Below are 20,829 nucleotides of genomic sequence, written 5' to 3' on the forward strand. Positions count from 1 at the left end.
TATTAACTTCTGGCGAAGTTAAACTGTCACAAAACAAAGACCCGTTTGGGTTGTATGGTTAAGTGACTAAGCGTACACGGTGGATGCCTTGGCAGTTGGAGGCGATGAAGGACGTATTAACTTGCGATAAGCTTAGTCAAGCTAGTAAAAAGCACTTGAGACTAAGATTTCCGAATGGGGAAACCCACCTGCTTGCAGGTATCGTTAACTGAATACATAGGTTAACGAGGCGAACGCGGAGAACTGAAACATCTAAGTACCCGTAGGAAAAGAAATCAACCGAGATTCCGGAAGTAGCGGCGAGCGAAACCGGAACAGCCCTTAAGCTTTTGTTGTGTTAATGGAAGGCGCTGGAAAGCGCCACGATACAGGGTGATAGTCCCGTACATGAAAATGCAATTTAAGTGAAATCGAGTAGGTCGGAGCACGTGAAACTTTGACTGAATATAGGTGGACCATCATCTAAGGCTAAATACTCCCAACTGACCGATAGTGAACCAGTACCGTGAGGGAAAGGCGAAAAGAACCCCTGTGAGGGGAGTGAAATAGAACCTGAAACCGTGTACGTACAAGCAGTAGGAGCCTACTTGTTAGGTGACTGCGTACCTTTTGTATAATGGGTCAGCGACTTATATTTTGTAGCGAGGTTAACCGAATAGGGTAGCCGTAGGGAAACCGAGTCTTAACTGGGCGATGAGTTGCAAGGTATAGACCCGAAACCCGGTGATCTAGCCATGGGCAGGTTGAAGATTGAGTAACATCAATTGGAGGACCGAACCCACTAACGTTGAAAAGTTAGGGGATGACCTGTGGTTAGGAGTGAAAGGCTAATCAAACCGGGAGATAGCTGGTTCTCCCCGAAATCTATTTAGGTAGAGCCTCGGACGAATACTTACGGGGGTAGAGCACTGTTAAGGCTAGGGGGTCATCCCGACTTACCAACCCTTTGCAAACTCCGAATACCGTAAAGTACTATCCGGGAGACACACGGCGGGTGCTAACGTCCGTCGTGAAGAGGGAAACAACCCAGACCGCCAGCTAAGGTCCCAAAGTCATAGTTAAGTGGGAAACGATGTGGAAAGGCACAGACAGCCAGGAGGTTGGCTTAGAAGCAGCCATCCTTTAAAGAAAGCGTAATAGCTCACTGGTCGAGTCGGTCTGCGCGGAAGATGTAACGGGGCTAAACTATGCACCGAAGCTGCGGATTCATCTTAGGATGAGTGGTAGGGGAGCGTTCTGTAAGCGGTTGAAGGTGTGCCGGGAGGCATGCTGGACGTATCAGAAGTGCGAATGCTGACATGAGTAACGATAATGCGGGTGAAAAACCCGCACGCCGGAAGACCAAGGGTTCCTATCCCATGTTAATCAGGGTAGGGTAAGTCGACTCCTAAGGCGAGGCCGAAAGGCGTAGTCGATGGGAAACGGATTAATATTTCCGTACTTGGTATAATTGCGATGGGGGGACGGAGCAGGCTAAGCAAGCATGGCGATGGTTGTCCATGTGAAAGTGAGTAGGTTAGTGACTTAGGTAAATCCGGGTTACTGTTAGACTGAGACACGAGACGAGCCACTAAGGTGGTGAAGTTGTTGATGCCATACTTCCAGGAAAAGCCTCTAAGCTTCAGATTATACCGAATCGTACCCCAAACCGACACAGGTGGTCAGGTAGAGAATACTAAGGCGCTTGAGAGAACTCGGGTGAAGGAACTAGGCAAAATCGTACCGTAACTTCGGGAGAAGGTACGCTCCGATGGGTGACGGGATTTACTCCCTGAGCTAATTGGAGCCGCAGTGACCAGGTGGCTGGGACTGTTTATTAAAAACACAGCACTGTGCAAAATCGCAAGATGACGTATACGGTGTGACACCTGCCCGGTGCCGGAAGGTTAATTGATGGGGTTATCCTTAGGGAGAAGCTCTTGATCGAAGCCCCGGTAAACGGCGGCCGTAACTATAACGGTCCTAAGGTAGCGAAATTCCTTGTCGGGTAAGTTCCGACCTGCACGAATGGTGTAACCATGGCCACGCTGTCTCCACCCGAGACTCAGTGAAATTGAAATCGCAGTGAAGATGCTGTGTACCCGCGGCTAGACGGAAAGACCCCGTGAACCTTTACTACAGCTTGGCACTGAACATTGAACCTACATGTGTAGGATAGGTGGGAGACTTTGAAGATGAGACGCTAGTTTTGTTGGAGTCAACCTTGAAATACCACCCTTGTAGTTTTGATGTTCTAACGTTGGTCCCTGAATCGGGATTACGGACAGTGTCTGGTGGGTAGTTTGACTGGGGCGGTCTCCTCCTAAAGAGTAACGGAGGAGCACGAAGGTTGGCTAAGTACGGTCGGACATCGTACGGTTAGTGTAATGGTAGAAGCCAGCTTAACTGCGAGACAGACACGTCGAGCAGGTACGAAAGTAGGTCATAGTGATCCGGTGGTTCTGAATGGAAGGGCCATCGCTCAACGGATAAAAGGTACTCCGGGGATAACAGGCTGATACCGCCCAAGAGTTCATATCGACGGCGGTGTTTGGCACCTCGATGTCGGCTCATCACATCCTGGGGCTGAAGTCGGTCCCAAGGGTATGGCTGTTCGCCATTTAAAGTGGTACGCGAGCTGGGTTTAGAACGTCGTGAGACAGTTCGGTCCCTATCTGCCGTGGGCGTTTGAGAATTGAGAGGGGTTGCTCCTAGTACGAGAGGACCGGAGTGAACGAACCGCTGGTGTTCGGGTTGTCATGCCAATGGCATTGCCCGGTAGCTACGTTCGGAACTGATAAGCGCTGAAAGCATCTAAGCGCGAAGCAGGCCTCGAGATGATTTCTCACTAGACTTTTAAAGTCTCTGAAGGGCCGTTGAAGACTACAACGTTGATAGGCAAGATGTGGAAGCATGGTGACATGTTAAGCTAACTTGTACTAATTACCCGTGAGGCTTAACCATACAACGCCAAACGCGTTTTATGCGACAGTTTATACAGAAGTTAATATGACTAAAGTAGATAATTACTGAAAGACTTAAAAAATATTATTAGCTATTTCCAAATTTAGTTAGTTTGTAGCGATACGAATTAACGCCCAAATTTGCTTGGTGACAATAGCGTTTTGGACCCACCTGACTCCATGCCGAACTCAGTAGTGAAACGAAACAGCGCCGATGATAGTGTAGCATTTGTTATGCGAAAGTAGGACATTACCAGGCTTCAAATTGTAGAAAGCCCGATTCGAAAGAGTCGGGCTTTTTTACGTCTGAAATAAAGTAAAAACACCCAGCCAAGACCCCGTACCGAACTCAGTAGTCTCGCAAAAAGAAATACAGCAGCCCTAGGCGAGCCTCATGGAATGTCCATTATTATTTGTTCACAAGCCTTGCAGACATTCTATCCGCGGCTAATGTATATAAAGAAACTTCAGAGCTTTGAATATATTGACTTGAAAGTATCAATGCTCCAGGAGAAGACAGTGTTAGTCTTTAGCATGTGTACTATTATGTTTTTTGAACATGAAAAACTAGCTGATATGAATAGAGCTTGTGCCTACGGCGCTTTCACTTTTAGGAAGAGCTTTAGCGCCGAATGAGCATTGGGAGAGCTAACTATTAGATAAGAATACGGTAAGCTTTTCACCTATTTTTAAGCTATTGCGTGAAAGGTTATTCCACTGCTTAAGCTTGGTTATACTAACCTGATAATGTTTTGCTATTTTCCATAAACTTTCGCCAGATTTAACTTTATGCTCAATTTCTTGGTCCGCCAACATCGGCAAAATGAGTTTTTTGCCGATGTGAATACGATTACTTTTTAAGTTATTAAATGCTTTTAACTGACTAACACTTAAGGCGTAGCGCTTGGCAATAACACTTAAGCTGTCACCGGGTTTTATTGTGTAATCTTGCCACTGGCTGTAATCATTATTTTTTTGGTTCGCGAGCATAGCTTGAAACTCTGTTTTTTCATTTGTGGGCACTACGATATGCGGCGCATCAATAACAGCTGGAAAACGGATCACACCGTAATTTAGAGACTCTAGTTGTTGCCACTTTTCTTTATCGGCTAAAATGACTGCCCCAGAAATTGGCACTGCTGTAATAACCTCTTTATTAGCGATAGGTGGAAATGCCATTTTTTGACTTTTTAACAATTGAGCAGCGGCTAGTATTTTAGGAACATAGTGACGGGTTTGCGATGGTAGTTTTAAATTAAAAAAGTCAGTCGGTTTACCTTGCTTTTTATTACGTTTAATTGCTTGTAAGACACGTCCTTCACCTATGTTGTAAGCTGCAATAGCGTGATACCAATCACCATCAAAGCGTTCATACAAATATTCCATAAAGTCGAGTGCTGCGCGAGTGCTATCAATTACATCGTGCCTGCCATCATACCAAGGAGATATTTGTACTTCGAAATATTTAGCTATTGATGGTGTAAGCTGCCAAAGCCCTGATGCATGCTTATGTGAGTAGGCACTGGCGTCAAAGTCGCTCTCAATGAGCGGCATTAAAGCAAGCTCAATAGGTAAGTCACGCTTTTCTACTTCTGTGACGATATGATAAAGGTAGGGTGTAGCACGGATACTTATTTCATCCATATAGTTAGGGTGTGCTAAATACCATGCAATACGTTTTTGCACATCAGGGTGGTTTGAGCTTTTAAAGCTTAGCTGAGTGCGAATTCGTTGCCATACATCATCCAGCTCTTTGGGACTTAATGGTGCTATTTTTTCTACAGGCTCTTTTTGGGTACTAGCTACCGTTCCTATGTTGGCTTTAATAGTTTGCTGAGGATGTGTAGTTACTTCTTTTTCTGGTGTACTTTGACAACCCGACAAAATGAAAACGACGAGAAAAATGCTGAAATATCGATTTAAAAACACGTACTAAATTACTCCGAAGATAAGATTAGCGCTAATGTAAATTAACTTAGCTTAACACAAGGTGAGTTAAAATTGAGCGAGAGATGAAATTAGCAAAGCCTACTGAAAGCGCAACAATTAATTGCGCTAAAGTGATTATTTTTGTAGAAATGAACGTAACCTAAAGTAGCGTCTAGTGGATTAACCTTACTAGGGTTTTCATTTGTGAACCTAACTTATATATCTTTAATTTTAACTGCTGGATTGCCTGCCACAGCACAGCGTGGTGCTACATCCTTGGTTACTACTGACCCTGCGCCCACGACAGCATTATCACCAATTGAAACGCCAGCTAAAATGATGGCACCTGCACCAATCCACACGTTATTGCCTATAGATATTGGATTAGTGAAACTCTCTTTATTGAGTCGCTCAGTGGGGTTAACCGCGTGAGATACCGCTAATAACTGCACATTAGGGCCAATTAAGCAGTCATTACCAATGGTGATAGTACCTTCACTAATAGGTGCATCTAACACAGTACAGTTGATGTTTATAAAAGTACGATCACCAATAGTGATTTGGTTGCCATAGTCGTAGTGGAAGCCTGCCTCAATAATAACGGCCTCGCCAGAGTGAGCAAACAAACTCTTAATACGTTTTAAATTACCTTTGCTGGGGCTTTTTGAAAATAAACGGCAAATTTCATGGGCGGCTTTGCGTTGCTCTAAGTATGTCTTATTAAGGCTGTTGAATTTATTCATGAATTAACGCCGTTATTTATCATTTTACTTAGCTTAACTCGATTGCCAATAAGGTCAACGCTTGGTGGAGTTTATTATCTTTTTATGAAGTGAGCTGTATTTTTATACATTCAGTTGTTATTTATATAGTTTCGTTTACAATGCATTAAATTTCGAATCGAAACTTATTTAAAGCTAATGACTAAACGAAACACACAACAACGGCGTCATTTTATTCTTGCTCAAGTCAATGAATTAGGTGAAGTTGCCGTAGAGCTACTAGCTAAGCGATTTCAAACCTCTGAAGTGACTATTCGTAAAGACTTAACAGCGCTTGAGAAGAGTGGTTTATTACTACGTCGCTATGGTGGTGCGATTGCTTTGCCGCAAGAAATTGTTAGTGATGAAGTTGATTCAAAACGTAAAGTAGCAATTGCCAAAGCCGCAGCTGAACTGATTAAAGATCATAATCGTATTATTATCGATAGTGGTCGTACAACCGCGGCGATGATTCCTGAGCTAAGTAAAAATCGTGGCCTTGTTGTAATGACCAACGCAATAAAAGTGGCTAACCGTTTACTGGCGCTTGAGAACGAGCCAACACTTTTGATGACAGGTGGCACATGGGATCCACATTCAGAATCGTTCCAAGGACAAGTGGCTGAGAACGTTTTACGCTCGTATGATTTTGACCAATTGTTTATTGGCGCCGATGGGATTGATGTAGATCGCGGTACTACCACGTTTAATGAACTGGTTGGTTTAAGCCAAGTTATGGCAGGTGCAGCCCGAGAGGTTATTGTACTCGTTGAATCTGAAAAGATTGGTCGAAAAATCCCTAATTTAGAGCTGCCTTGGCAGCGGATAACCACGGTTATTACTGACAATAACTTAGCGCCAGGTATTCAAAAAGCCATCCAAGCATGCGGTGTAAAGCTTATTTGCGCCGAATTATAAGATAAATTCGTGTTTATTACAGGCCGACAACACCTGTGATGTACATTTTAATATCAAACAACACATAAAGCCCAAAGTAACCGCTTTGGCATGTGCAAAAGGAAAGACTATGTGTGGAATTGTAGGGGTTGTTGCAGAACGCCCAGTAAATAAAATTTTAGTAGAAGGTTTAAAGCGCTTAGAGTACCGAGGATATGACTCGGCGGGCGTTGCACTTTTAGAGGGCAGCACGCTCAATACAGTAAAAGCTGTGGGTAAAGTTGCTAATTTAGAAGCTGCTTTAAATCAAGCCAACGTGAAAGGGACTACAGGCATAGCACATACTCGTTGGGCAACTCATGGCGGTGTAACTGAAGCTAATGCGCATCCGCATATTTCAAGCAGCGAAATTGCGCTAGTCCATAATGGTATTATTGAAAACCATGCAAGCCTACGTGAAGCGCTCAAAGGTGACGGTTACGAGTTTTTGTCAGATACTGATACCGAAGTGATGGTGCATTTAATCCACCAACTTCGCCAACAGCACACCTCTTTATTAGCCGCAGTACAAGCTGCTGTTAAACAGTTTGAAGGTGCATTTGGTACTGTAATATTTGATAAAGCTAACGATAACGAAATTGTAGTTGCTCGTTCAGGCAGCCCATTAGTAATAGGCCTTGGCCTTGGTGAGAACTTTATTGCTTCTGACCAATTAGCATTGTTAGCCGTAACACGTAGCTTTATTTATCTAGAAGAAGGTGACGTAGCGCGTGTAACCCGTGATAGCGTTGAAATTTTTGATGCCGACGGCCAAGTCGTTGAGCGTGAAGTAATTGAATCAAACATCACTCAAGATGCGTCAGGCAAAGGTGAATACCGTCACTACATGTTAAAAGAGATTTACGAGCAACCTCTAGCCGTACGTAATACTCTTGATGGGCGTTTAAAAGACGATCGGGTTGCTACAGATGCCTTTGGCGAAAGCGCACAACAAATTTTTAAAGACGTAAAGCACGTACAGATCATTGCTTGTGGCACGTCGTATCATTCAGGCATGGTGGCGCGCTACTGGCTTGAGCAATTCGCAGGCGTAAGCTGTAATGTAGAGATTGCTTCTGAGTTTCGCTATCGCGAATCTTTCGTGCACGAAAACAGCTTACTGGTAACTATTTCACAATCGGGTGAAACCGCCGATACCTTAGCGGCACTGCGTTTAGCGAAACAGCAAGGTTACATGGCTTCAATGACCATTTGTAACGTACCGGGTTCATCACTAGTACGTGAGTCTGATTTAGCCTTTATGACCAAAGCCGGCGCTGAAATTGGTGTAGCCTCTACTAAAGCATTTACCACACAGTTAGTTGGTTTGTTAATGCTTACTGCGTCTATAGCGCAAGAAAAAGGTCTAGATCAAAGTACTATTACTAACGCGATTAAAACTCTACCAAATAAGCTTGAAGAAGCATTATTGCTAGCTGATGGCATTGAAGACCTAGCAGAAGAGTTTGCTGACAAGCACCATTCACTGTTTTTAGGTCGTGGCTCGCAATACCCAATCGCGATGGAAGGTGCGCTTAAGCTTAAAGAAATTTCATACATCCACGCCGAGGCATACGCAGCTGGCGAGCTTAAGCATGGGCCATTAGCGCTTATTGATGCCGATATGCCAATTATTGTGGTAGCACCAAACAACGAGCTACTTGAAAAGCTTAAATCAAACGTAGAAGAAGTACGTGCTCGTGGCGGCATTATTTATGTGTTTGCTGATAAAGATTCAGCCTTTGCATCAGACGACACTATGCGCGTAATCAACGTAAATCATGTCGATAATGTCATTGCGCCTATTGTATATACAATCCCACTACAGTTACTTTCGTACTACGTAGCAGTAATAAAAGGCACGGATGTTGACCAACCTCGTAACTTGGCTAAGTCGGTTACTGTTGAGTAAAATTAATAAGTTGGTAGTTGTGTGCTGTGCGACTATAATATAGTTTGATGTTTTATAATATAGTCTGATTTTTTATAATATTGTTTGATGTTTTTTCTTCCCTTGTTATTCTAAACTAAGAGCAGGGGGAGAAAAGCATGCATGATTCAGAAAGACCGTTAGATCCAAAAGATGAAAAGCGCCTTAAAACCAGAGGTAAAGGATCTGGTAGTGAGTATGAGCCTTTCATTAAAGTTCATGAAATTAGTAGTCGAGGCGAGAGTTTTCGGATATTTGGCAGAAACTCGTCTCGCCCCCACCATTTACTTTCCCGTTTAGAGCTATCAGCTTTCCTTGTTTTCGATCGTTATCATTTAACTATTGATATTAAGGAGCAATATCCTGTTCCTATTGTTGACTCATTAAATATTTGTCAGAGATTAGGTATTAAACATCCACAAATCGCCGGAAAATTAAAGGTAGTAACAACTGACCTAGTTATAGAAATGAAAAATAAGTTAGGGATAGCTATTGCGGTAAAATATGCAAACGATTTGGATGAGCAAAGAACAGTAGATAAATTGCAAATTGAAAAGTGCTTCTGGGAACAGCAAGGATATGAATGGAAACTATTTACTGAGCAAGAAATAACACCAGCTATTAAAGAAAACTTAGAGTGGCTACATGCTGCTAATCAAAACTCACATGACCTTTATAAAGACTTGCTTATTCCTGATATTCAGCAAGTATTTGAACGCCTAGAAAACTCAAAAAAACGTTTATCTGTGACTTGTTCATTACTTGATGATAGCTATTCATGCGATCCCGGTTTTCATATCGGTGTTATTCGTCAAGCAATTGCAGCCAATATTATCGACGTTCCTCTAAATAAGGTATTTAGACAATGGACATGTGTGGAACTTAGTCTTGTAGAAAACCTTTCTTTGATAAAGGGAGGTATTGAAGATGCTTCTTAATCAAGTTTATATGGATCCGCATTCAGAGCAACTAACTCAACTACGGGTTGTTTTCGAGCATGTTAGTTATTTAATGCTCATTGATATTAACGATGTAAATGCGTGGCCTTATCGAGTTGATATTAATGAATTTGATTCATTAGGGTTAGTTAAAGAGCCTGATCCTATAACTCTAGTGTCTCCTGAACGAAACTCAAAATCTGAGAAAGCTAGAGATCGTGCTTTTAATACTATTTCCCCCTTACTTGAAAATTATCTAGATTTATTTGATAAAAAACTAAGGAATGCTCATATAAAATTACTGATTGTGAGATTAAATGAGCCTCGTCTTTATATTACTCGTCAATTAAGACGTTATTGGCAAAGAGGTATGACACCTGATGCTTTAACTCCTGATTATTCTAAATGTGGTGCTCCCGGTAAAGTACGAAGAAGCACTCAAACAAAATTAGGCAGAAAACGATCTGTTTCACCGGGAGAAGGCATGATTATTACAAATGAAATAGCAGAACTATTTCATTTGGCAATAGAGGGCTTCTACTTGCTAAGAGAGGATGTTGATTTACCAAAGGCTAGGACAAAAGCAATTGGTTTTATAAAATCAAAATACCCCACAATACGCGAAAGTGAATTACCAACAGATATTCAGTTTAGGTATTTTTTTGAGAAAAATTACAGTAAACCAGATGTAATCAAAGCTAAAAGCTCAAACATTGAGTATGAAAAAGATATAGCACCATTAAGAAGTACTTCCGTTACAAATAATTTTGGTCCCGGGGCACGTTATGAAATTGATGCAACTATAGCAGATGTGTACTTAGTATCTGACCAAAATCCTGATCGTATTATAGGTAGACCCATCATCTATAAAGTAAAAGATGTGTTTAGTCGCATGACAGCGGGGCTATATGTAGGTCTTGAAAACCCATCTTGGGCAACTGCATCCATAGCATTAGCGAATACATTTTGTGACAAAGTTGAATATTGTCGGCAGTTTGGTATAGATATTTCTCACGCTGATTGGCCGAGTATTGGCATTCCTTCAACTATTACAGCTGATAGAGGGGAATTGCTTGGTAAACATGGGGATATATTAGTTAATAGGTTTGGGATTACTTTATCAAATACTCGGGCATATAGAGGGAATGATAAAGGAATTGTGGAAAAGTCATTTGATACAATGCATGTAGATATACTCCCTTATGTAGAGGGGAAAGTTCAACCTTTCAATGGAAAGAAGAAGGCCGGTAAACGCAATGAGCTGTTAGCAAATTTAACATTATTTGATTTTACTAAAATGGTAATAGTTTCAGAAATTAACCGTAATACTACTACTCCATTAAAGAGCTATGATTTTGAAAGTGATATGCCAACAGATCTTGCACCTATACCTGTCAAGTTATGGCGATGGGGGATTAAGAATCGAACAGGCCTTCTACGTGAAATTGACCAACATTTAATAACTATTAATTTACTGCCTCATGATAATGCCACGGTTTCTGTTCTGGGTATTTGTTTTAAAGGGCTTTATTACACTTGCTCTGAAGCTGTTAGCCTCGGTTGGTTTCATAAAAATAAATCAGCTAAGAGACCCAAAAATATAGAAGTGGCCTATAACCCTCTAGATACAAATACTATTTACATAAGACCTGATAATCAATTCGATAGTTATTGGAAGTGCTCGTTACAATCTCGTAGTCGTAGATATATAGATATGACTTTTACCGAAGCGGTAAGTATTCTAAGCGAATCCAGAGAAACAATTGCTGCCACCAAACAAGAAGCCGACTACAAAGCCCCTGATGTCCAAGCTGAACTAGAAAAAATAGCTAAAATAGCAGCCGAACGGCAACAAAAAGCTGATTTATCAATTTCATCTCAAAGACTACAAGGTATTCGTGATAACCGTAATAAAGAGAAGGAGTTAGAGCGTCAAAAAAATCGTGATTCACAAAACCAGTTTGGTAGTGATAATAAAGCCACTGTGACATCGATTCATTCAGACTCAAACATAAAAGAAGATGATGGCTTTGATTACCCTGACCTTGATGACTTTTAAGGAACGTACCGTAAATGACTTATTTTGAAAATGCTGTATATATAAATGCTGAAATCACTGAATATGAAGGTCATCCACTAATAAATGCGTTGCCATTAATTAATTCACCACAGGAAACCGCGCAACTGATTCGGCGTATACCAGAAGTGCGTCCAGAAGAGATTATTTTACCCGCGCATATTCGCAGGCATGCTATGTTGCGAATAATGGATGGCTTTTTGTATCCAACAAAAGCACATTTACAACTAGAACAAACAATTTCATCGATGATTAGACAGGGATATCTGAGTCGTAATATCGCAGATAAAAGCTATCAAGAAACCCTTAATAACACAGCTGACTTTCAAAGCAAGAATCGAAATGCCGGTAATGAGGCTCTAGTAAGCTCAGTTATTGGTTGCTCAGGAGCGGGCAAGTCCACAGCTGTTAAAGCTATTTTATCTGGCTACCCTCAAGTTATAATGCACTCGGAGTATCAGCATGTACAATTAGTGTGGCTAAAGGTTGAATGCCCTCATGATGCGTCAATAAAAAGCTTATGCATTAATTTCTTTAGGGCACTTGATAGTGCGTTAGGTAATAATAGTCAATATGAAAAGCAATATGTAAAACCTAGAGCAAATGCAGAGATGTTACTAGGGGACTTTGCGCGGATTGCAGCACTCCACTCAATAGGGCTACTAGTAATTGATGAAATTCAGCATCTTGAACGATCGAATTCTGGTATATCTGAAAAAATACTTCGTTTCTTTGTTCAGCTCACAAATACAATAAAATTACCTATTTTGTTTGTTGGTACACCAAAAGCCTATGAAATTTTTTCGCCAAGCATGCGTTCAGCTAGGCGAGCATCACAATTTGGAAGCATTAATTGGAGCCGATTTAATACAGCTAATAAAACTGGTAAAGGAAGTGATTGGGATCGGTTTTTCACTCAACTTTGGTCACTACAATGGTTTAAATCTCCCCAACCATTAACTGAAGAAATTAAAAATCTTTTTTGGGATTACTCACAAGGAATTGCTCATGTTGCGGTAACACTTTTTTATTTATGCCAAACAAGAGCTGTAACTATTGGCCGTGAAATAATCAACAAACAATTAGTCGATACAATTTTTAATGAAGAGCTTCATATGATTCGCCCGATGATTCGAGCCTTACAAAGTGGTGTTGAAGATGAAATTCAAAAATATGCCGATTTAGAAATACCTAAAGCTAGTCTAGTGCAGAATGATATGGTTTATGTTGAGGAGGCTGTTATTAAAGAAAATAAAAACAGTGAGTTAACTAAGTTGCAGCAACTTATAAGTATGCTCGAACAGATGGGAATTGGTGATGATATTGCTCCTGTTGTTGCAGAGCAAGCTGTAGAGGAGCTCCCTAATGGCAGCATATTTGATTTAATTATTAAGCGACAATTACGGTGGCCGGTCTAGCGACAATTATCTTGGCCGGTTGATCTGATAAGGTTCGGTACAGCAGAACGGAGGAGTTCACTGTGCCGGGAACACGAATCACTGATCAGCAGGTCACTATTTATATGAAACATAGAAAACGTAATAGCCAAGTTATCGCGGCTGCGAAAGCAGGTATTTCAGAACGTTCAGCAAGGCGCATTGATAAACTGGATGAGCAGCCATTGTCTAATAAACGCCAATGGCGAACGCGTATAGATCCACTTGAGTCTATCTGGGACAGTATTGTTGTCCCTCTACTTCAAGGTGATGCAACGTTAACTCCGGTGGGAATTTTTGATCACCTTTGCGAGTTTCACACCGACAAATTTAACCCTAGCTCACGGCGTACATTAGAGCGTCGAATTCATAAATGGCGGGCACTGTATGGCTCAAGTAAAGAGGTCGTATTCCTGCAAACACACGAGTATGGCCTATTAGGTATGTGTGATTTTACACATGTGAAGTCACCCGTTACCATTGCTAGTGAACCCTTAAAGCATATGTTGTTTCATTATCGTATGCCCGCCAGTGGCTGGGCTTACGCCCAAGTGATCTACGGCGGTGAAAGCTTTGCTGCTTTTTCTGATGGCGTGCAAAACGCATTTAAAGCAGCCGGCGGTGTGCCTAAAGAAGTGCGTACAGACAGTCTGAGTGCCGCCTATCGTAATCACACTAATGATAACGATTTTACAGAGCGCTTTAATGAATTAGTCACCCATTATGGCTTTAAAGCGACCCGCAATAACCGCGGTATTGCGCATGAAAATGGGGCTATTGAGAGCCCTCATGGGCATCTTAAATCGCAACTGGAGCAAGCATTAAAAATCCGTGGTAGTTATGACTTTCAGACAAGAGAAGTCTATGAATCGTTTGTTGCCGACATTGTAGCTCGCCGTAATCGCCGTGTAAGTGATAAATACGCAGTAGAGCAGCGACAATTACATGCTTTACCACGGACGATGAGCGTCAATTACACCGAGCATTATCTAACGGTGTCACGTACGAGTACTATTTCATTGAAACGTGTTACCTATAGCGTCCCGTCACGCCTTATTGGTAGCCGATTACTGGTTCGTTTATATGACAACCGTTTAGAGCTGCACTATGGCAGCGATTTAGTTCAAACGTTAGCGCGTGTCTATGCTTCTAAAGGATGCCGTGCACGTAATATTAGTTACTTGCATGTTATTGACGCACTGGTTAAAAAACCATTGGCATTTCGCTACTCACAACTACGTGACGACTTACTTCCAAGCGACAATTACAAAGCTATTTGGGAATACGTTAATGCCCACCTTTTAGCGGATGAAGCGAGCTATTACATGGTAAAACTGCTCCATTTAGCAAAACAAAGTGGGTGCGAACGTCAATTAGGACGATTTGTAGCAGCGTCAATTACTCAGCGACAATTACCGGCCATCCGAGAATGTGAAGCGCAATTTTTAGTGATTGCATCAAACATACCCACAATAACAATAAAGCAACACAGCTTGAGCGCTTATAGCAGCATGATACCGGGAGGTCTACATGGATAACTTCACGGCCTCGTTACCTTTAATGCTGAAACAATTAAAGCTTAGCACCATGCTTCAACAGTGGAATACCCTGGGCAAAAAAGCGATAGAAGAACAATGGAGCCCACAGCAATACTTATCTGAGCTGTGCCATATTGAACTTGCGACACGCGATGATAAACGCCTTCAGCGGCTTTTAAAAGATGCAAAATTGCCCGTGGGTAAACACCTTAGCAGCTTCGACTTTACCCTTGTTGATGGGGTTAGTAAGCCCCTTGTTGCTGATTTAATAAATCAGCCGGATTGGTTGAAGCACGGTGGCAATATATTGCTATTTGGCGCCAGTGGTCTTGGTAAAACGCATATCGCCAGTAGTATCGGTTATGGCCTTATCGAGCAGGGCCATAAAGTTAAGTTTGTTGCCGCGTCAGCGATTGTTCAACAACTCCAGCAAGCAAAGCGACATTTACGCTTGCAAGACGAACTTGTAAAGCTCGATAAATACAGCTTATTAATCGTTGATGACGTTGGTTACGTACGAAAAACGGAACAGGAAACGAGCGTGCTGTTTGAATTGATAGCCCATCGCTATGAGCGACACAGCATGATCATCACATCAAACAAATCATTCGAACAATGGGATGAACTATTTGATGATTCAACGATGACTGTAGCGGCAATAGATCGCTTGGTTCATCATGCAACGATTATTCATTGCGAAGGTGAAAGTTACCGACGCAAAACAGCGCTCAATAAGAGCAAATAAAATTCGGTGTCAACCGGCCAAGATAATTGACGCGGAACCGGCCAAGTTAATTGACGCTAGATAATTTAATAGCACATATTAAAAATTTACAAGAGAAAGAGCTGCCAAAGCCGCAGAAAAAGCAGTCAAAAGTCGTCAAGCTCATCCCTAAATATATTGAAAATGATCTTAGATTAATGGTTAACACAAAAGGAGGATCATACAAATCAATGAAAAGTGAAGGGGTTATTATTAATGTTTCAGATTATATTTGAATATAGGAGCTAACCCTATATTCAAATATACTAGCTCTGGGATATGTTAGAAAATGTCTAGTGAAGGCTTGGAAGTCAGTAATTAGCTAATTGGGGACAATATTTTTTTACTTCCGACTTGTACTTCTTTAATAACGTTATTCGCAACTAAAACACTAGTAATAATCGAACCATATGAACGGCCATTTAGTTTAAGTAATTTGTACACTTTAGACCTTTCAATACCAGGTACTTCGTGAACCTTTTGAATAACCTGATTTAAATCATCTAGACGTTTATCTAAATATTCATATGCTTCAGGTCTTTTCATCATCGAACGGTAATGATTAACCATTTCTAGGTATTCAGGTATTAACCAATTGTCAAAGTGATGCTTTATTGCATAATATTCCCACGTTAGCTCCCCATTGTAAGGAAGTAAGTAATCAAAAAGATGCTCAGCATAAAATTCACAAAGCATATAGAAATGCTTTTTGTATAATGGGAGCCTTTCTTTATCTCTTTCACGGTTAGCTAATAAATAATCATCCCATCCTTTATACTTATCGTCATTGTTTATAACGTCTATTTTTTCTTTTAGTAACTTTATACTTTTAAAAAGCTCAGTATCAGCAGCGATTTTCAGGCTGTTTATTTTTTCTGGCTCAGAGAAAACATCAAAATCAAAGCCGCTTATACCTGCGTCACGGTATAAGCTAGCTAGCGTATGGTCAAAATGGTCATTATCACTGCCTAAGTCTTCTACATCAATCTGAATGGTTTGATTGGGTTTACCGTAAAACACATCTAATAGCTGACTCAGAAATAGTGCAATTATCTCTTCGATATCTTCAATTGCAAAACTCAGGTCAAAGGTAAAATACTTACCTCTTTCACACACCCCTAAGGTAAATTCCTTTGGTACTGAGATTTTAGCCTCACTCAAAAGCTGAATGATATCTTGATCAAGTAAGCACGAAAACCAGATATGCCCTTCCTGTTTTACACCGGGTGCAACCTGTATGGATGCTTCCAGACTTTCACCCTCTTTTCCTTCCTTGTGTATTTCAAACATATTGTTTTGTAGGTCATGTTTTACTAGGCTTCGTTTTATTTTTTTATAGTGGATATATTCCATACTTTTTCCTCTCTAATTTATTAAGCTGCAATAACAGAAATTTTACTGCCAGACCTTCCTGATGTGACATCAACTCTATGTCCCATTTGGCTTTTTAACTCTGTAACATGAGAGATAATACCAATCATGCGACCTGTTGACTGAAGGTCAATTAGAGTACGAATGGCCAAGTCGAGTGATTCAGGGTCTAAACTACCGAAACCTTCATCTATGAATAACGTATCGAGCTTTATTCCGCCAGAGTATGACTGAACGACATCAGATAAACCTAGAGCTAATGATAAAGCTGCCATAAATGATTCACCACCAGAAAGAGTCGCTACTGGGCGAGATTTTCCAGTGTATGCATCATCAACCTCCATTTCTAAGCCTGATGCCTTATTTCCTTTAGCACGCTCTTCTTTCCTAATTAATTGATATCGACCTTTGCTCATGATCGTGAGTCGCTGTGAAGCTTGTATTAAAACGTCATCGAGAAGAACACTGAGTACAAATCGTTGTAGACTCACTTTATCTCCAGTTAAACCATTTGATACCTCATATAAAGTACCAACAGTTTTATACTGTTTTTCTAATTCTTCATTTTTCTTATGTGCTGCAACTAATTTTTTCTGAACAGATACAAGCTGATTGCTGCGTTCTTCTAGGCGTCTCCATTCATCATCTTTGGCTTTAAAAGCTAATTTAGTTTGGGCAAGGACACCTTCAATATGATCTAGTTCAGGTCTTTTCTTGTCTTTTAATTCAGCATCCAGTTGTGACTTAGCACCAGTTAAGGTATCAAGTTTAGATTTATATGCTTCGATATCAGCATTTAGCTGAACTTGGCTTTCATCACTAAGCAAAGAGTTTTTAAATTGATTATCATCTTCAAAAATACTTTCGGATAAGGCTGTGTCCCAATATGTATTGGCCTGAACACTCTGTTTTTCAATTTCAGATAATTGACTGGATATAGACTTATTGGTGGCTTCAGCTCTATCAAATGCTGACTGTTGACCTTCTTTAGATTTCCTAGCAAAGGTAAGCGTATCATTTAAGGAAGTTATTTTTTTAGACAAAGAAAGGGTTTCAGCGTTAAGCCCTTTAATATCTCGATACTCCTCAGGGAGCTGACTTTCAAGTTGGTCAACGTTAGATTTTTTAATAGTTAACTGTTTATCATCAGAAGATGCTCTTTCGTCTAATTCTGCAATAGCGCTTTGGGTTGTTGTTAACTTATCTTTATCTTCTATGAGACTAGCTCTCAATGTTTTTATATTCTCTTTAATAGAGAGAAGGTTATTCACTTTTACTTCTTGGCCTGTGTGAATTGATTTAACTACGTGCACTGACTGAGTAGCAGTTTCGCCCAACTCATCTTTTAGATTAGTGACCAAACCCTCTTTTACTTTTTCATTGCTAAGGGCTTCGTCATGAGCTGACTTTGCCAGATCACGTATTTGAGTTAGTTGAATGACAACACTTCTAGCTTCATCAACATCTTCTTTTGTAGCGATAGAGCTAGACTCATCTAAATTAGCAACATTAGGGTGCTCTAAACTACCGCAAACGGGGCAAGGTTCACCATCAGAAAGTTCTGCGGCCAAAATTGAAGCTTGATTGGCATGCCATGAAAGCTCAAGCATTTTAGCTGACTGTGACTTTTCAGCTAACTCTGACTCCGAATTTTCTAAAACAATTTTTTTCTCAGAGGTTAATTGTTTTAATTTAGATAACTCATCAGCCAATGTTTCTAAATCATTTCGTTTTTTAAGTGTTTGGCTTAATTTATCTAATAAAATTTGCTCATCAGATAACGTATTTATTTCAGTAGATAACTTTTCTAGCTTCTGTTCTTTTTCAGTTATTATACTTCTAATTTCTTCTATAACTTTTTGTTTAGATTCGAATAATGATTTACTCTCGACAGCCTTCGCTTTAATTGCAGAGAATATAGATTTTGCTTGTGCTAAATCATCAGCAAGTTTTGCGTATTGTTCGAGTAGTGTGTGTTTTTTTTGTAATGAATCTATAGCTTTATGTGCTTCTTCTGCTTGAAAAAGATCATTAATAGAACTCTTAAGTTTAGAGTCTAGATCTGATAACTCAGTGCTACTATCTTTAAGCTTTTGCTTTATCTCAGCCAATGTTTTGCTTAAGTTGTTTTTAGTGTTAAACACAGGCTGAATCTTTTGAGCAATTGAAGCAAATTTAAGTTGGCGTTTTTTATCTTCAACTTTTTCACTAGAAAGCTTGTGTTGCTCAAGCTCTGTGTCTTTTGTATTGGCATCTTCAAATTTCTTCAACAATTGCTTAGCTACTTCAATCGTTTTTTCGGAGTTTTTGACTTTAGTATCTGCTGCTATTTTCTCTTCGAGTGCATTTTCTAGTTCCGGCTTGATAGCCTCAATACCTGTTTTAATTTCTTCCTCAGTGTTAACTTCCGCTCCTTCTAAAATTCCTTTAATTTTACTCCGGTGCTCTTCTACGGCTTTTCTTATATCTGCTGCTTGAACTTTTAATGCATCTTCAATTTTTTTATAAATAGATGTCTGAAATAACTGACTAAATATTTTTTCTCTATCTTTTGAATCAGCTAATAAAAGTTCTCTGAACTTACCTTGAGGTAATACCATTACCTGTCTAAATTGCTCTACGTCTAGTCCAATTAGTCCCTTAATTTCAGTGTCAGCATCCTTGACGCTCGAAGACACTATCAAACGATTACTATTAGTGCCATTAAGCTCCCACAATGTTGCTTTCGAATTCTGAGATGTAGTACCTTCACCCACGCTTTTTGCTCTTTCTTGCATTGGAATACGTGTTATACGGTAACTTTTTTCACCTAAGCTAAAATCTAATGTAACCTCGGTTAATAATTTAATATCAGCAAAGTCACAGCGCATTTGTGAAGCTGAACGTTCAGCTCCAGTTGTTTGGCCATAAAGTGCAAAACAAATTGCATCTAATATCGAGCTTTTACCCGCTCCGGTAGGGCCATTAATCAAAAATAAAGGATTCGATCCTAATTCATCGAATTTTATGTGCTCAGTTCCAGCAAAGGGACCAAAGGCTTGAACTGTTAGTTTAAGTGGTTTCATGTGTATTCCTTTATTTTGTTAATCCATCAATTAATCCAGAAACCAATTTGCTTTGTTCCTCTGACATTTCTTGACCTGCAATTTGAGAATAGAAATCTTTAAACATATCTAACTCACCTTGCTTTAATGACTCTTGATTTAACTGACTAGTATTAGTTTCTAGCATACCTGGTTTCTCTAAATGCAATACATTGGGGTATACGGCTCTCAATTTACCCATAGGATCCAAAATGGCATGTTTATCAGTTAGTCTTACTAGCAAGTAATCATCGTTGTTAGGGTCTACTTTTCCTTGTTCTAGAATCGTCTCTAACTCATCCTCTATAACCCTCATATCTCTTAAAGGTTTTAACGGTAAATGTGTTTGCGAAACAAGCCCAGTTTTATCTACTTCAACAAGGGTAATGCCTTTTTTCTGGTTTTGCTCTGAAAAGCTATACTTCATAATTGAACCAGAATATCGAATATGCTCCATCCCTTTGTACTGAGGGCTATGAAGATGGCCTAAAGCAACATAATCAAATTCAACACAGGGTTGATAACTAACCCTATCTGCACCGCCTATTTGTAAAGGTCTTTCAGAGTCAGACTCTGCTGCACCATCGATGAAACAATGACTAATCAAAACATTTACTTGCTGATCAGACATAACATTTTTTATTTCATCAACTAAGTAAGTATGAGCATCATCAAAGCTTTTAACCTCAACATCGAAAGTATCTCTAACCATTAACGGCTCACAGTAAGGAATACCATAAAAAGCGACTTCAACTCCCTTTACTTCGATAAGTACAGGTTCTATTACTTCATTTAAATTACCAATAATATGCAAGCCGGACTCTTTCATTTGTTTAGCGCCAAACCTAACTCGCTCTGCACTGTCGTGATTACCCGGTATTAAAATTATTGGGATGTTTAAATCCATACAAATAGATTTCAAAACGTTATCAAGCAATTCAACGGCGTTCGCAGGAGGTAATGACCGATCATAAATATCACCAGCAATAACTAAAGCATCAACGTCTTCATTTTTGATATATTCAATCAATTGATTAAGTACATGCATTTGATCTTCAAGTAATGAAACATTGTGGAATTGACGGCCAATATGCCAATCTGAAGTATGTATAAATTTCATAATAT

At 40.1% G+C, this 20,829-nt stretch carries 12 protein-coding genes and 2 rRNA genes; 9 read left to right on the forward strand and 5 right to left on the reverse strand.

Annotation, left to right across the window (positions count from 1 at the left end):
• The first annotated feature begins 56 nt into the window (after nucleotides 1-56).
• Both ACT3S9_RS00350 and rrf read left to right on the forward strand, forming a co-directional pair.
• Nucleotides 57-2,943, forward strand: a 23S ribosomal RNA gene (locus ACT3S9_RS00350).
• Nucleotides 2,944-3,086: 143 nt separating this feature from the next.
• Nucleotides 3,087-3,201 (forward strand): 5S ribosomal RNA (gene rrf / locus ACT3S9_RS00355).
• A 389-nt stretch (nucleotides 3,202-3,590) separates the two neighbouring features.
• Here rrf and ACT3S9_RS00360 read toward each other — a convergent pair.
• Complete coding sequence (locus ACT3S9_RS00360; protein ID WP_441995344.1) at nucleotides 3,591-4,871, reverse strand: LysM peptidoglycan-binding domain-containing protein; 1,281 nt, start codon at nucleotides 4,869-4,871, stop codon at nucleotides 3,591-3,593.
• Between the two features lie 215 nt (nucleotides 4,872-5,086).
• The gene (locus ACT3S9_RS00365) at nucleotides 5,087-5,614 is read right to left on the reverse strand and encodes a sugar O-acetyltransferase (RefSeq protein ID WP_444750605.1); all 528 of its coding nucleotides are present in this window, start codon (nucleotides 5,612-5,614) and stop codon (nucleotides 5,087-5,089) included.
• A 177-nt stretch (nucleotides 5,615-5,791) separates the two neighbouring features.
• On the opposite strand from ACT3S9_RS00365, the gene ACT3S9_RS00370 reads away from it, so the two are divergent.
• The 7 genes from ACT3S9_RS00370 to istB all read left to right on the forward strand — a co-directional run bounded on the left by ACT3S9_RS00370 (nucleotide 5,792) and on the right by istB (nucleotide 15,232).
• Nucleotides 5,792-6,550 carry a DeoR/GlpR family DNA-binding transcription regulator gene (locus ACT3S9_RS00370; protein ID WP_444750606.1) on the forward strand — a complete coding sequence of 253 codons (759 nt, stop codon included), beginning with the start codon at nucleotides 5,792-5,794 and terminating at the stop codon, nucleotides 6,548-6,550.
• Between the two features lie 109 nt (nucleotides 6,551-6,659).
• A complete protein-coding gene (gene glmS, locus ACT3S9_RS00375; RefSeq protein ID WP_444750607.1) occupies nucleotides 6,660-8,480 on the forward strand; it encodes a glutamine--fructose-6-phosphate transaminase (isomerizing) in 1,821 nt (606 codons plus the stop codon).
• A gap of 137 nt (nucleotides 8,481-8,617) precedes the next feature.
• A complete protein-coding gene (locus ACT3S9_RS00380) occupies nucleotides 8,618-9,436 on the forward strand; it encodes a TnsA endonuclease N-terminal domain-containing protein (protein ID WP_444750608.1) in 819 nt (272 codons plus the stop codon).
• Complete coding sequence (locus tag ACT3S9_RS00385) at nucleotides 9,426-11,495, forward strand: hypothetical protein (protein ID WP_444750609.1); 2,070 nt, start codon at nucleotides 9,426-9,428, stop codon at nucleotides 11,493-11,495. The genes ACT3S9_RS00380 and ACT3S9_RS00385 overlap by 11 nt, the downstream gene beginning before the upstream one ends.
• 14 nt (nucleotides 11,496-11,509) lie before the next feature.
• Nucleotides 11,510-12,931 carry an ATP-binding protein gene (locus ACT3S9_RS00390; RefSeq protein ID WP_444750610.1) on the forward strand — a complete coding sequence of 474 codons (1,422 nt, stop codon included), beginning with the start codon at nucleotides 11,510-11,512 and terminating at the stop codon, nucleotides 12,929-12,931.
• 62 nt (nucleotides 12,932-12,993) lie between these two features.
• Nucleotides 12,994-14,487, forward strand: coding sequence for an IS21 family transposase (gene istA, locus ACT3S9_RS00395; protein ID WP_443490040.1), 1,494 nt, complete (start codon nucleotides 12,994-12,996; stop codon nucleotides 14,485-14,487).
• A complete protein-coding gene (istB, locus tag ACT3S9_RS00400) occupies nucleotides 14,480-15,232 on the forward strand; it encodes an IS21-like element helper ATPase IstB (RefSeq protein ID WP_208835222.1) in 753 nt (250 codons plus the stop codon). Before istA ends, istB begins: the two co-directional genes overlap by 8 nt.
• A gap of 336 nt (nucleotides 15,233-15,568) precedes the next feature.
• Here istB and ACT3S9_RS00405 read toward each other — a convergent pair whose 3' ends face one another.
• Genes ACT3S9_RS00405 through ACT3S9_RS00415 form a run of 3 tightly spaced genes read right to left on the reverse strand, consistent with a single transcriptional unit; the run spans nucleotide 15,569 to nucleotide 20,824 of the window.
• Nucleotides 15,569-16,603 carry a hypothetical protein gene (locus ACT3S9_RS00405; protein ID WP_444750611.1) on the reverse strand — a complete coding sequence of 345 codons (1,035 nt, stop codon included), beginning with the start codon at nucleotides 16,601-16,603 and terminating at the stop codon, nucleotides 15,569-15,571.
• Nucleotides 16,604-16,623: 20 nt separating this feature from the next.
• Nucleotides 16,624-19,686, reverse strand: a complete 3,063-nt coding sequence (locus tag ACT3S9_RS00410; RefSeq protein ID WP_444750612.1) for an AAA family ATPase — start codon at nucleotides 19,684-19,686, stop codon at nucleotides 16,624-16,626.
• 10 nt (nucleotides 19,687-19,696) lie between these two features.
• A complete protein-coding gene (locus ACT3S9_RS00415) occupies nucleotides 19,697-20,824 on the reverse strand; it encodes an exonuclease SbcCD subunit D (protein WP_444750613.1) in 1,128 nt (375 codons plus the stop codon).
• Between the last annotated feature and the right edge of the window lie 5 nt (nucleotides 20,825-20,829).

Source organism: Pseudoalteromonas sp. AOP31-A2-14 (genome assembly GCF_052378035.1).
Classification (GTDB): Bacteria; Pseudomonadota; Gammaproteobacteria; order Enterobacterales; family Alteromonadaceae; genus Pseudoalteromonas.